The 12162-nt window shown below is 68.3% G+C and carries 13 protein-coding genes, 2 tRNA genes and 1 pseudogene; 10 read left to right on the forward strand and 6 right to left on the reverse strand.

Annotated features, from left to right (window positions below; all coding sequences use genetic code 11):
• Positions 1–22: 22 nt before the first annotated feature.
• Positions 23–2179: an MMPL family transporter gene (locus tag ACYQ77_RS10200; RefSeq protein WP_459709707.1), complete on the reverse strand. Its 2157-nt coding sequence runs from the start codon at positions 2177–2179 to the stop codon at positions 23–25.
• A gap of 137 nt (positions 2180–2316) precedes the next feature.
• Between ACYQ77_RS10200 and ACYQ77_RS10205 the strand changes: the two genes are divergently transcribed.
• Both ACYQ77_RS10205 and ACYQ77_RS10210 read left to right on the forward strand, forming a co-directional pair.
• The gene (locus ACYQ77_RS10205) at positions 2317–2910 is read left to right on the forward strand and encodes a TetR/AcrR family transcriptional regulator (RefSeq protein WP_459709709.1); all 594 of its coding nucleotides are present in this window, start codon (positions 2317–2319) and stop codon (positions 2908–2910) included.
• Between the two features lie 29 nt (positions 2911–2939).
• A complete protein-coding gene (locus tag ACYQ77_RS10210; protein WP_459709711.1) occupies positions 2940–3827 on the forward strand; it encodes an SMP-30/gluconolactonase/LRE family protein in 888 nt (295 codons plus the stop codon).
• Here the strand turns inward: ACYQ77_RS10210 and ACYQ77_RS10215 are convergent.
• The 3 genes from ACYQ77_RS10215 to ACYQ77_RS10225 form a co-directional block, all read right to left on the reverse strand.
• Positions 3808–4734, reverse strand: coding sequence for a DUF1906 domain-containing protein (locus ACYQ77_RS10215; RefSeq protein ID WP_459709712.1), 927 nt, complete (start codon positions 4732–4734; stop codon positions 3808–3810). The genes ACYQ77_RS10210 and ACYQ77_RS10215 overlap by 20 nt on opposite strands.
• A 108-nt stretch (positions 4735–4842) precedes the next feature.
• Positions 4843–5142, reverse strand: a complete 300-nt coding sequence (locus tag ACYQ77_RS10220; protein WP_459709714.1) for a hypothetical protein — start codon at positions 5140–5142, stop codon at positions 4843–4845.
• A 100-nt stretch (positions 5143–5242) separates the two neighbouring features.
• Positions 5243–5315 (reverse strand) — tRNA-Asn (locus ACYQ77_RS10225).
• Between the two features lie 138 nt (positions 5316–5453).
• Here ACYQ77_RS10225 and ACYQ77_RS10230 point away from each other — a divergent pair.
• The 4 genes from ACYQ77_RS10230 to ACYQ77_RS10245 all read left to right on the forward strand — a co-directional run bounded on the left by ACYQ77_RS10230 (position 5454) and on the right by ACYQ77_RS10245 (position 8161).
• Positions 5454–5690 (forward strand): hypothetical protein, encoded by a 237-nt coding sequence (locus ACYQ77_RS10230; protein ID WP_459709716.1) that lies wholly within the window; start codon positions 5454–5456, stop codon positions 5688–5690.
• Positions 5665–6660, forward strand: coding sequence for an adenosine deaminase (gene add, locus ACYQ77_RS10235; protein WP_459709718.1), 996 nt, complete (start codon positions 5665–5667; stop codon positions 6658–6660). Before ACYQ77_RS10230 ends, add begins: the two co-directional genes overlap by 26 nt.
• A gap of 24 nt (positions 6661–6684) precedes the next feature.
• Positions 6685–6758, forward strand: a tRNA-Ile gene (locus ACYQ77_RS10240).
• Between the two features lie 86 nt (positions 6759–6844).
• The gene (locus tag ACYQ77_RS10245) at positions 6845–8161 is read left to right on the forward strand and encodes a site-specific integrase (protein ID WP_459709719.1); all 1317 of its coding nucleotides are present in this window, start codon (positions 6845–6847) and stop codon (positions 8159–8161) included.
• On the opposite strand, the gene ACYQ77_RS10250 is transcribed toward ACYQ77_RS10245, so the two are convergent.
• Positions 8147–8863 carry an NUDIX hydrolase gene (locus ACYQ77_RS10250; protein WP_459709721.1) on the reverse strand — a complete coding sequence of 239 codons (717 nt, stop codon included), beginning with the start codon at positions 8861–8863 and terminating at the stop codon, positions 8147–8149. The two genes, ACYQ77_RS10245 and ACYQ77_RS10250, sit on opposite strands and share 15 nt — an antisense overlap.
• Positions 8864–9114: 251 nt before the next feature.
• Here ACYQ77_RS10250 and ACYQ77_RS10255 point away from each other — a divergent pair, with 251 nt between their 5' ends.
• The 4 genes from ACYQ77_RS10255 (at position 9115) to ACYQ77_RS10270 (ending at position 10807) form a co-directional block, all read left to right on the forward strand.
• Complete coding sequence (locus tag ACYQ77_RS10255) at positions 9115–9345, forward strand: hypothetical protein (RefSeq protein ID WP_459709723.1); 231 nt, start codon at positions 9115–9117, stop codon at positions 9343–9345.
• On the forward strand, positions 9345–9584 hold the full coding sequence (locus ACYQ77_RS10260) for a hypothetical protein (protein WP_459709725.1): 240 nt from the start codon (positions 9345–9347) through the stop codon (positions 9582–9584). The genes ACYQ77_RS10255 and ACYQ77_RS10260 overlap by 1 nt, the downstream gene beginning before the upstream one ends.
• Before the next feature lie 93 nt (positions 9585–9677).
• A complete protein-coding gene (locus ACYQ77_RS10265; protein ID WP_459709726.1) occupies positions 9678–10142 on the forward strand; it encodes a helix-turn-helix domain-containing protein in 465 nt (154 codons plus the stop codon).
• 113 nt (positions 10143–10255) lie between these two features.
• A complete protein-coding gene (locus ACYQ77_RS10270; protein ID WP_459709728.1) occupies positions 10256–10807 on the forward strand; it encodes a hypothetical protein in 552 nt (183 codons plus the stop codon).
• A 193-nt stretch (positions 10808–11000) separates the two neighbouring features.
• Here the strand turns inward: ACYQ77_RS10270 and ACYQ77_RS10275 are convergent.
• A pseudogene (locus ACYQ77_RS10275) lies at positions 11001–12162 on the reverse strand (cell division protein FtsK); the annotation flags it as partial.

Consider the following 12162-nt stretch of genomic DNA (forward strand, 5'->3'; position numbering starts at 1 on the left):
GAGGGGCCGTCGCGGGGTGTGGCTATCCGACCGTGACCGGATCCCGTTCACCGGAGGGCGGGGTCTGCGCCCGGTCGCCGTGCCCCGGCCACCAGGCCGCGTGGCCCAGCAACGCGGTGAGGCTCGGTACCAGGAACATCGACATCACGAACGCCGCGATCAGGATGCCGACCGACACCGCGAAACCCATCTCCATCAGGAACGAGACGCCGGCCAGCAGCATCGACGCGAACGTGCCCGCGAGGATCACGCCCGCCGCGCCGACCGACGGGCCCCCGTGCTCGACCGCCAGGTCCGCGGCCTTGCGCGGGTCGTTGCCGAGCTTCGCCTCCTCGCGCAACCGGGCGATCATCAGGATGTTGTAGTCCGTGCCGATCGCCACCACGAACAGGTAGACGAGCATCGGCAGCATGAACGACACACCCGGCCGGTCGCCGATGCCCTGGAACACCAGCACGGTCGCGCCCATGGTCGAGAAGAACCCGACGACCACGGCCAGCATCAGGTAGACCGGCGCCACGACGCTGCGCAGCATCAGCCCCAGCACCAGCGCGATCAGCACGCCCGCCACCGGGAAGATCACCCACAGGTCCCGGTTGTTGGCGTCCCGGATGTCGGCGAACGCCGAGGTCAGGCCGCCGACCTTGGCCTCGCTGCCGGGCGGTGCCTGCGCGTGCGCCACGTCGCGGAGCGGCCCGTCCACCAGGTCGAGCGAGGCGTTCGCGTACGGGCTCGTGTCGAGCAACAGGTCGATCTTGGCGATGTTCCGCTCTTCGTTCAGCGTGGCGGGCTGCCCGGTCGGGCTCGGCATCACGCCACCGACCCCGGGCACGTCGTCCAGCTTCTTCGCGTACGCGGCGAGCTCCTGCTCGTCGAGCGTGCCGCTGTCCGCCCGCACGTACACCGACGTCGGGTTCAGCGCGCCGGACGGGAACCCGAGCTCCATGAACTCCAGGCCACGCGCGGACTCGGTGTCGCTCGGCAGCTGACCGGTCTGGTCGTAGTCGGTGTTGAACCCGAGCATGCCCAGCGCCAGCACCACCATCACGCCACCGGACGCGACCGCGACGACGCCGGGACGGCGGCCGGTGAACGCGCCGAGCCGCTGGAACACCGTGCCCTTCGGCGTGCGCTGCCAGGACTTCGACGGCCAGAACACCTTGGTGCCCAACAGGGACACGACGGCGGGCACCAGCGTGACCGCGGCGATCGCCATCAGCACGACCGCGATCGACAGGCCCGGGCCGAAGCTCGTGAACGCGCCGAACACCGCCAGCAGCAACGCCATGAACGCGATCACGATGGCCGCCGCCGCGGACGCGATCACCTCGCCGACCCTGGCCACCGCGGCGACGAGCGCGGTCTTCGGGTCGTCGCCGGCCCGCAGCCGTTCGCGGTACCGGAACAGCAGGAACACGATGTAGTCGGTGCCGACGCCGTACAACACGATCGTCATCACGATCTGCACCGACTGGTCGACCTGGAAGTCGAAGGCCTGCGCCAGCCACGCGACCACGCCCGGCGCGATCGCGCTGACCACGCCGACCGTGACGATCGGCAGCAGCGCGGCGACCGGGCTCCGGTAGATCAGCAGCAGCAGGCCGATGATCAGGACGATCGTGGCGGCGCCGACGATCACCAGCGCGGTGTCGAACGCGCTGGCGTTGTCGGCGAACATCGCGACGTCACCGGTGACCGCGTACTCCAGGTCCGTGCCGGCGAGCCCGTCGGTGGCCCGTTCCCGGATCTCCTTGATCGCGTCGACGAGCTTGGGGTCGTCCCCCACGCCTTCCAGGCCGACGCTCACCAGCTGCACGTTCTTCTTGGGCGACACGAGCTGGTCGCCGGTCATCGCCCCCTTGACCCGGTCGATCCCCGCGTCGGTGATGTCCTCGGCGAGCGCCCCGATCGCGGTGCGGTCGCCCTCGGACAGCGCCTGGCTGTCCTTCCGCTTGACCACGATCGTCGCGCTGGCCTGGTCGGCCCGCCCGAACGACTGCTCGGCCAGTTTGCCCGCCTGCACGGACTCGTAGTCCGCGGGCAGGAAGTTGGCCTGGTCGCGGGTGGTGACGTCGCCGAGCGTCGGCGCGAACGCCACGATCGCCACGGTGATCAGCAACCACCCCGCGATCACTTTCCACGGGTTGTGCACGACCAGGCGCCCCAGTCGTTCGAACATCTTGCCTCCCCTTCCGATGCCGCCCCTCAGATCCGCGGGTCAGTCTACCTGCCGCCCGGTAGGTAAGATCGTGTGCGGGTCTCAGCCGGGCGAACGCTAACGTGAGCGGGCTGAGAAACTGCTGAGGAGGAACGCGGATGGACGGGGACACCCGCGAGACGATTCGTGCGGTTGCCCTCGAGCTGTTCTCGACCAAGGGGTTCGAGCAGACCAGCCTGCGGGAGATCGCCGAACGTGTCGGGCTGACGAAGGCGTCGCTGTACTACCACTACCCGTCCAAGCAGGCGCTCCTGCTCGCGGTCGTGGAGCCCGTCATCACGGGCTGGCGGTCGATCGTCGACGACACGGCCGGGCTCGAGCGCAGCCCCGGCACCGTGCGGTCGGTGGTGGAGCAGTGCCTGGACGTGTTCCTGCGCAACCGTTCGGTGGCCGGGATCTTCCAGCGCGACGCTGCCGGGGTGGCCGTGGTGCTCGGCTCGCTGTGGGACGACATGATGGCCCTCGGGAAGCGGCTCGTCACGTGGCTCGCCGGACCGGCGCCGACGTCCGCCGACCGGCTGCGTGCCATCGCCGCGATGGAGGTCCTCGGCGCGGTCCTCTCCTCCGCGACCTACCAGGACGACGGCGAGTTCACCGACGACGAGATGCGTGCCGTGTTCACGCAGGCGGCGATGGACGTGCTCCGGCTGACCGCTGAACCCGCCGCGTCCGGTATGCGTAAGCCGGGATGACCCTGTCTCCCACGCAGAGGACCTCTCCGATGTTTCGACGCGTTGGTGTTGTACTGGCCGCCCTGCTCGTGTTCTCGCCCGGTGTCGCCGCCGCCGCGGCCCCGGCCTTCCCCGCCACCATCGACCTGCCGGACGGCTTCCAGCCGGAGGGCATCGCGATCGGCCCCGGCCCGGTGGCCTACTTCGGGTCGCTGGCCGACGGCGACATCTACCGGGCCGACCTGCGGACCGGCCGGGGGCGGGTGATCAGCGAAGGACCCGGCACGCCGTCGGTGGGCATGAAGACGGACGCCACGGGGCGTCTGTACGTCGCGGGTGGCGCCGCCGGGAACGCGCGCGTGGTCGACACGCGCACCGGCGCCGTGCTCGCGTCCCACCAGCTGACCACGGCGGCCGCGTTCGTGAACGACGTGGCGCTGGCAGGCGGCTCGGCCTGGTTCACGGACTCGGTGAACCAGCAGCTGTACCGGCTCACCCGGGGCACCGTGACGACCGTCCCGATCACCGGCGACCTCGTCTACACCACGGGCTTCAACGCCAACGGCATCGCGCCCACGCCCGACGGCACCGCGCTGCTGGTGGTGCAGTCCAGCGCCGGCAAGCTGTTCCGGGTGGGCTTCGACGGCCGGTCGACCCAGGTCGCGCTCGACTACACGCTCGCAGGCGGCGACGGCCTGCTGCTGTCCGGGCGGACCCTGTACGTCGTGCAGAACCGGCTGAACACCGTCGCGGTGCTGCACCTCGACCGCCACGCCACGAGCGCGCGGCTCGCGACCACGCTGACCGACGAGCGGTTCGACGTGCCGACCACGGTCGCGAGGTTCGGGCACCGGCTGTACCTGCCGAACGCCCGTTTCGGCACGACGCCGGGGCCGGACGTCGAGTACCGGGCGGTCGCTATTCCGGCGTGGCGCTGAGCTTCTCGGCGATCTTCCTGAGGATCTGCTCGGCCTGGTCGGCCGGGACGACCTCCCGCACCGCCTCCTCGAGGAGGTCCCGCTGCGCGGCGGCGATCTCCTCGGGGGACGGCACGTGCGCGGCGATCGCCCTGTCCACCGACTCGTCCAGCCGCGCCACCGTGATGTCCGGGTCGGAGGTGACCACGGCGAGGATCTGCGTCGCCAGTGCCCGGCTCGCGACCGCGTGCTGCCACGTGCCGAGGATCTTGTGGCCGAGGAAGTCCGGCCCCAGCGCGTTGATCCGGTCCCAGTCCACGCGGTCGGTGAGCTGCATGTCGTCCTCCGTGTGCTGGCCCCAGTCGCGCTGGAGCACGTCGTTGATGTCGCAGCCGATCCCGTTGACCTCGACGAGCCCTGCCCGCTGGAACAGGTGCCTGCCGGGGAAGAGCCGCGGGGGAGTGCCGGACCACGCGCGGCTCTGCCAGAACCAGCGCGCGACCCCGGCCCGCTGCACGCGGACGCACACGTCGTACTCGCCGTACACGCCGGTCACCCGGATCCCGCCGAGCGTCTGCGACGCGCCGCGGACGTACTCGACCATCGTGGCGAACTCGCCGCTGGTCACCACGTCCCGGTCGACCGCGACATAGATCGGCCGGTCGCGGGGGAAGCCGATCCGGTTGGCGTGGGCGCGGGCACGGGAGCCCGCCTCGCGGCCCCGTGCGAACCCGCCGAGCCAGTCCTCGGTGTGGTCCTCGTAGACCAGCGCCATGCCGAGGCCGTGCCTGGTGAAGTCGGCCAGCTCAGCCGCGTCGGTGCACTTCACCCGGGAGGGGAACCCGATGTACCGCACGGCCCCGCCGTACCCGGCCCGCTTGATCGCGGCGGCGCCCGGCTTGCCCTCGGAGTAGTCGAGTACGAGCATGCGCGCTCCTCCTCGGTCGCTCACCGAGGATAACGGCGCGAACACGCAGGGAGTTCATGCCGATCGCGGCACATCACCCGGGTGCCGCACGAAGGTCACACGTGCGGCTCAGGCCTTGCCCGCCACCTCGGCGCGGGCGAGGGCGATCGCATCGGTGATCCGGCTGCGGGCGACACCCAGCCTGCGTGCGAGCTCGGACGCGCCGATGGGCTCCGGGCCGGTGGTGTTGGCCTCGAGGAGCGCGTGGCGGCGTTCGTGGGAGAGCACGGCCTTGGTGACCTCGATCAGGCCCTTGGCCTCGCGGGCGCGCTCGACGGGGTCGAGTTCGCGGAGGGCGGTGAGGTCCTTGATCAGCTGTTCGAGTGTGCGGTCGGCCTTCGAGGGACGACGGCGCTGGGGAGTGGTCATACCCCAACTGTGCTCCCTAGACAGTGCGTTGTCAATTCCAGGGAGTACACCGGGTCCACCAACACAAAAACGCCCCAGGTGCGTGACCTGGGGCGGGAAGCTCCTCCAGCTGGACTCGAACCAGCAACCCTTCGATTAACAGTCGAATGCTCTGCCAATTGAGCTATGGAGGATCGCCTGCCGGACCCCGTCCGGCGAGAGCTAACTCTAGCGCATGCCCCGAACGGGGTTTCGCGCCACCCGGCGATCGTGGCGCCGGTAGGGGAAGATGGAGGTGAAACAGCAGGTCGAGCCATGGGAGGCGAGGACACATGAAGGCGTTCATCCTGGGCGCCGCGGTCGGGTACGTGCTGGGGGCGAAGGCAGGCCGTGGCCGCTACGACCAGATCATGCGGACCTATCGCAAGATCGCCGACCACCCGGCTGTGCAGGGTGCGGCAGGGGTCGCGCGGGCGAAGGTCGGCGAGAAGACCGGTCTCGGCAACAAGAGCAAGACGGCGGCCCAGCAGAGCAACGGCCGGCGTGAGCCTGCCTACACCCCGTCGTGACCCGCGGGGGCTGCCGAAGGCGCAGCTCCACCTGCACCTGACCGGTGCCATGCGGCCGGCCACGCTCGTCGAGCTGGCCGGCCGCCACGGCGTCACGGTGCCCCCGCCACTCCCTGCCGCTGCCGGGACGTGGGCGGCCTTCCAGGACCGCTACGACGCGTCCCGCGCGACCCTGCGAACACCGGCCGACATCGCACGCGTCATCGCCGAAGCCGCGGCCGACGACGCCGCCGACGGCTGCCGGTGGCTGGAGATCCAGGTCGACCCCACCTCGTACGCACCGGTGTTCGGTGGGCTCGAACCGGTGCTGGAGGCGGTCCTCGCCGGGGCCGCCGCCGCGCCCATCCCCGTCGGCGTGCTCGTCGCGTCCAGCTGGCAGCGCCCACCCGCGCACGCGGAGACCCTCGCCCGGCTGGCCGCCCGGTACGCGGCGCACGGGGTCGTCGGGTTCGGCCTCTCCAACGACGAGCGGGGCGTGACCGTCGGTGACTTCACCCCGGCGTTCCGCATCGCCGCCGACGCCGGGCTGCTGGGGGCACCCCACTCGGGGTTCTACACACCGGCCGCGCACGTGCGTTCCTGTGTGGAGCTGCTCGGCGCGTCCCGGATCGGGCACGGAACGTCCGCGGTGCGCGACCCGGCCGTGGTCGCACTGCTGGCGGAACGCCAGGTGGCCGTGGAGATCTGCCCCACGTCCTACCCGCCGTTCGGCGTGCACGAACTGCCGGCGATTCCCGTGCGGGCGTTCCTGTCGGCCGGGGTGCCCGTCGCGCTGTCGACCGACGACCCGCTGCTGTTCGGCGTCGGGCTGGCGGGGCAGTACGAGATCTGCCGGGACGTGCTCGGGCTCACCGACGCGGAGCTGGCCGCCGTCGCAGCGGGTGGCATCCGCGCGTCCGCGGCACCCGCCGAGTTGAAGAACACGCTGCTGAGTGAGGTCGACGACTGGCTCTCTTGCGACGGCAAGTAACCTCTTCGCACACACCGTTCACTGGGGGCGGTAGCTCAGTCGGTTAGAGCAGGGGACTCATAATCCCTTGGCCGTGGGTTCGAGCCCCACCCGCCCCACTGGACCTGACCAGCACTTATCGTGGGTTGGGTGCGCTCTAACTTGATCATTGGGTGCGTCTCAGGGTGCGAGTACACTGGGACGCATGGCTAGCGTGCGCCCAGACGGCCGCCAGCAGGGCCGTATCGAGGAGCGCGGAGGCAACCTCCGCGTGGTGGTCTACGCCGGACTGGACCCCGTGACCGGCAAGCGGACGTACAAGCGGGAAACGATCCGTGGCAACGACGATGCGGCCTGGAAGAAGGCGCGCAACAAGCGCACGGAGTTCATCGCCGAGGTCCTGAAACAGCGCAACGCGTCCACGTCGGTGAACTTCGGTTATGCGATCGACGAGTGGTTCAGGAAAGCCGACCTGGAAGACACCACGCGTCACGGATACCTGGGCTACATCAACCGCGTCATCAAACCAGCGTTGGGTCACATGGCCGTGAACAAAATCGGCACCCGTGACCTGGAGAGCCTCTATTCGGAGCTGCGCAGGTGTCGTGCCCGTTGTGACGGCAAACCGTACGTCGAGAGGCACAAAAAAGACGGCGATCACGACTGCGCCGAGGCACAGTGTGTCGTGCACGAATGTGATCCGATGGCCGCGTCGACCGTGCGCCAGATCCACTCGATAATGAGCAGCGCACTGGATGCCGCTGCTCGTTGGGGTTGGATCGATTCCAACCCCGCGAAACTGGCGAAGCGACCGAAGCAGACGCCGCCTCAGCCTGATCCGCCGTCACCCGCCGATGCTGCTCGGCTCGCCGAGCGCGCATTCGAGCTGGGTGACGACTGGGGCATGCTCGTGTGGCTCGTCATGACCACAGGCATGCGCCGTGCTGAAGTGGCAGGTCTCCGGTGGTTCAACGTCAAGCTGGACGAGGAAATCATCGAGATCCGGTCCAGCTACGTCGAGGTCAACGGCAAGGGCAAGGTCAAGAGCACGAAGACGCACCAGATGCGGCGGGTGGCGCTCGACTCCGAAACGGTCGCGCTACTCCGCGCGCACAAGGCATGGTCGCGGGACGAGTTGGCGAAGGTCGACGTGACGTTGACCGACGACATGTACGTGTTCATGAGTGACCGCAAGTTCGACGCGGTGACGCGGACGTATGGGAGTCCGAAGGACGCCACGCAGCCGTACTCACCGGACGCGATCTCGCGCCGGTACAAGCGCATGGCCGAGAAGCTCGGCATCAACACCCACATTCACGCGCTGCGGCACTTCTCGGCCACGGAACTGCTGACGGCTGGCGTGGACCTCCGCACTGTTGCCGGACGGCTCGGCCACGGTGGGGGAGGGGCAACGACTCTGCGCGTCTATGCCGCGTGGGTGGCCGCAGCGGACCGTAAGGCCGCCGAGATCCTGGGGTCACGGCTGCCCAAACGCGCGGTGAAACCCTCAGAGCGTAGCTAGCTCAAGTACTTCCAGCACCGGCGGGAATACCTGGTCGCTGGGAATGATCCTGAGCAACTTGTCTTTGCTGATCCAGGTAACGCTGATGTTCTCATCGGCGTCGATGTTGGTTGCTTCACCGGCGACGTAGTCGCACAGCCAGTACTCGCAGATCACGTTCGTAATGGGGTGCACTCGGCGGCCAAGTTGCTCGGAAGCGGAGCAGTGAACGCCGGTCTCACGGAGCGTTTCTCGTATCGCAACGTGACGAGGGTGTGTCCCTGGCTTGACCATGCCGGCGGGGAACTGCCAGGTGATTCCGGAATCGTCAGTGCTCCTCCGGCATACCACCAGAACCTCCTGCCCATTGGTCACCACAGCAATGGCAACGGTCAACGGGTGCGGATGGTTGAGATGGTGGGCACCGATGCGCGGTAGTTGGCCCATTGCAGGCGGTGCTAGTAGGTCGTCAATGCTCATGTTGAAGATTCGTTCGAGCAGGCGTGCCGTCGCCGGTCGCGGTGGTCCGAGTGGCGCTCCATCGGGTTGCCTCCCGGCGACGAGGCGTTGTAGATGCCGGAAGCTCAAGGTGCCGGGTTCGTTGTGCTGGCGGGCGAACGTCTCGACGAATTCGACGAACTCACGAAGGGTGAGCCGTCGCTCCCGGATCCTCTGTTCGAGGACAGTTCGTGCGGATGGTCCGCTGCCGTCACGCCAGTTCATTCCTCGTCCTCTCGGATACGTCACATTTGTGACGCCGCTGTGGCGCCCCCATGTCGTTCCCTACCTGACGGGATGATGCCAGGGTTGATTTCAGTCTTACACGACCGCGCCTGCCGGACGACAGACCGGTCGTATCCACAGGTGGAGATAAAGAACAGGGGTGTCGAGATGGCCGTCGACAGGTCAGTCCTCTCTCGGACGCGGGCGGTCGGTGGGCCGTGATGAATTCCGTCTCTCCGTCTGATCGGACCGTGGACCCGGACGAGCCGTTGATGCGTGAGCTGACCGTGATCAACGCCCAGCTTGTTCGCTACGTGTTGCGGCTGCTCGACGCGGGAGCCGGTCAAGCAGACGCCGTCAGCATCGCGGACGAACTGGCGCTTGCCGACAGCGTGGCCGCGGCGGGGGACGCCATACGTGCGCGCGCCCAGCGGCGTCAGCAGCAGTGCGAAGAAGACGCAACACCAACAGAGGAGATGTGATGCTCGGAGAGAGCTTGTTCGTGAATGCGTACGTGATCATCAAAGAAGGCTGTCCCGTGGCGATCTCGGTGCAAAGCTCTGACGAGGCAGAGATCGTGTTCGGGTGGCCACCCAGTCGATCGTTCGACTTCGTGACACACCGGGAGGCGCTGCGCGCGTTGGTGCAACTCGGCTCAGAAGCGTTGGAGAAGATGGACGCGTTCGCCGCCGATGAGCACACGGATGCGATTGCTTCCTGACCGATGGATACGCGGTGCACGGCTGAATCGGCGGAGCAAGAGAGCGGGCCTCAGAGCCGAGATACTGAGACAGACGCGATCGTTCAGCGGGCGGTGGGTGCGGAGTTGCGTCTCGCTCGGGAAGCGAGAGGGTGGTCACGTGAGCAGTTGGTTTCCCGTTTGCCGTCGGGTATTGGTGCTCGCGCGCTGCTTTCGTATGAGCACGGCACTCGTCATCTGACGTTGCTGCGGTTTGTGGAGGTTTGTCAGGCGCTCGGGGCGGCTGCTCCGGTGTTGCTGGGCCGGGCGCTTCAGCGTGTGCGGGTCCATGTGGAGAACTTGGCGCTTCAGGTGGACGTTCGGTGGTTGGTGTCCGAGCCGGACGAGAAGTTCCTGCCGTTGGTGTCCTGGGCGAACAACAAGTTGGTGCGGCATCCGTCCGGGGTCGTCGAGGTGGCTGCGTCGGCGGTGACGGAGTTGGCGGACGTTGTCGGCTGCTCGCGGTCGGAGCTTGTGGACTATCTCGCGAAGTTCGTTCCCGACCAGACGGGTGACTTCGACAGTGAGGCACGTGCGTGATGGGCGGGTCGGTGATCGTTCCCGATATGCCGGGTCACCCGGGTACGGAGGCTGGTCGACGGCGGGTGATCGCGCCGTATGTCACTGCGTGGAGTGCAGAGCAGGACCCGCCGGTGGAGATGGTTGAGCGTCTGGGTGGCGGAGTGGGGTACCGGGATGAGGTGGTGGCGGATCGGGATCGGCGGGGTGTGTTGTGGTTCCGGACGCCGTTTCGGCCGGGTGAGGGTCGGCCGGTGTTCGGGCGGGTGCACCCGGCGCGGCAGCGGCGGGCGATGCAGCGTTTGTTGTGCCAGGTGTGTGCTGGTCCGGCTGACCGCACCGAGGGCGGGGTGTTGTGGCTGATGACCGATCACCGGGAGGACTGGCCGTCGTGGCCCGACGGTATGGGGATGACCGAGCCACCCGTGTGTGTGCCGTGCGTCGGTTTGTCGGTGCGGTTGTGTCCCGCGCTGCGGACCAGGGCTGTGGTGGTCCGTGCTCGTACCTATCCGATCGCGGGAGTGCACGGCGGTCTGTACCGGGCCGGTAGCCGTGGACCGGTTCCGGTCGGTGAGGCTGTGGTGGCGTTCGACGACCCGGCGATCCGGTGGGTGCGCGCGGTGAGCCTGGTGCGCCAGCTACGTGACTGCACGATCATCCCCATTGCTGAACTCGCTGGGACATAGGCAGGCGGGACGGCTTGTGCCCGGCACTGTCTCGAAGAGGGGCCGGGGCGCAGACGGGGACGGCTGGGACGTGACGGTGATGTGCCGTCCCAGCCGTCCCCTTCGACGTTTCCCCAGGTCAACCGCCATCCAGTGCTGTCCCGCCGTGGGGGACGGCAGGCCCCGCTGTGGGACGGCACCGGGACGGCTGGTGTCACGTCTGCTCGGCGAGGATCGCGGCCCTGATGTCGGCTGTCCGGTAGCCGCGGACCCGGCGCGTCTCGCCGTCGTTGTTGGTGATGCGGTCGCGTGTGGAGGGGCAGCCGAGGTCGGCCATGGCGCGGCCGAACGAGTTCGGTTCCACGTCGAGTGCCTCGACGAGTTCGGCGGTGGGGATGAACTCGCGGTCGTCGAGGTCGTCTCCGAGGTAGGCCACGACCGACACCAAGGGTTCCGGCAACACCGGCCGACGCTCGGGCGGACGCTGTCCCGCACCGATCGCTCGTGCCACGGTGGCGTGATCCAGTTCGGGTGTGGTGTCCTGTCCGGCCGCGTGCCCGGTGAGTGTTCCGGCCGCCTCGCGGAGCGCGCGCCCGCGTCGGCACAGTTCGTGCCAGTCCTCGTTGGGCATGTAGTAGGTGCGCACGGTCAGCGCGAGCACGTCGGCTCCGGCTTGTGTCTCACCGTCGGGTCGGAGGATGCCCACGCCCTTGTGGGAGGCGAGCAGGCGGCTGCTGTCGTAGCCGCGGGTGTTCATCTGTTCGCCGAGGACGATGTTGCTGTCGCGCCAGTCCATGACCCGCAGCGCGAACCTCGACCCCAGAACGGCCCGGAGTCCACTCGGGATGGTCTTGGAGTCTGGCCGCTGGGTGGCGAGCACCAGCACGATCCCGGCCGCCGGTCCCTTCTTCGCCAACCAGGTGAGCAGCTCGCCCACGTACTCGCCTGCCGTGAGCTTCTTGCCCTCCACCTCGACCGGCGTCCGATCCTCCAGAGGCACTTGGACCTCGTCGAGGAACACGGCCGTGATCGGCATGTTCAACGCAGTGTCCCGGGACATCGCCGGAGTGATCTTCGACTCTGGGCAGATGGTGTCGTCGAGATCGCGCATGCGCCGGTAGCGGCCCTGCACCTCACCGACCAGCTCGACGAGCCAGCCGACGAGTGCGAGCACATGTGAGGGTTCGTCGCCGGACATGAACCGGTGCGCCACCTTCGCAGCGGCGTCCCAGTCCTTCCCGGCCTTGAAGTCCGCCACATACAGCCGGGTGTGGGGGTCGAGGATCAGGCCGACTGCGGCGAGCCGGGCGGCGAACGTTTTGCCCTGGCGCGGGATCGCGCCCACGAGCAGCGACGTCCAGACGAGCGGTAGGTCG

The sequence above is a fragment of the Actinophytocola sp. KF-1 genome, assembly GCF_054661535.1.

What these genes read in the sequence shown, in the direction of transcription:
- ACYQ77_RS10200 (WP_459709707.1), bottom strand. Translation starts at nt 2,179, where the DNA reads ATGTTCGAACGACTGGGGCGCCTGGTCGTGCACAACCCGTGGAAAGTG.
- ACYQ77_RS10205 (WP_459709709.1), top strand. Translation starts at nt 2,317, where the DNA reads ATGGACGGGGACACCCGCGAGACGATTCGTGCGGTTGCCCTCGAGCTG.
- ACYQ77_RS10210 (WP_459709711.1), top strand. Translation starts at nt 2,940, where the DNA reads ATGTTTCGACGCGTTGGTGTTGTACTGGCCGCCCTGCTCGTGTTCTCG.
- ACYQ77_RS10215 (WP_459709712.1), bottom strand. Translation starts at nt 4,734, where the DNA reads ATGCTCGTACTCGACTACTCCGAGGGCAAGCCGGGCGCCGCCGCGATC.
- ACYQ77_RS10220 (WP_459709714.1), bottom strand. Translation starts at nt 5,142, where the DNA reads ATGACCACTCCCCAGCGCCGTCGTCCCTCGAAGGCCGACCGCACACTC.
- ACYQ77_RS10230 (WP_459709716.1), top strand. Translation starts at nt 5,454, where the DNA reads ATGAAGGCGTTCATCCTGGGCGCCGCGGTCGGGTACGTGCTGGGGGCG.
- ACYQ77_RS10245 (WP_459709719.1), top strand. Translation starts at nt 6,845, where the DNA reads ATGGCTAGCGTGCGCCCAGACGGCCGCCAGCAGGGCCGTATCGAGGAG.
- ACYQ77_RS10250 (WP_459709721.1), bottom strand. Translation starts at nt 8,863, where the DNA reads ATGAACTGGCGTGACGGCAGCGGACCATCCGCACGAACTGTCCTCGAA.
- ACYQ77_RS10260 (WP_459709725.1), top strand. Translation starts at nt 9,345, where the DNA reads ATGCTCGGAGAGAGCTTGTTCGTGAATGCGTACGTGATCATCAAAGAA.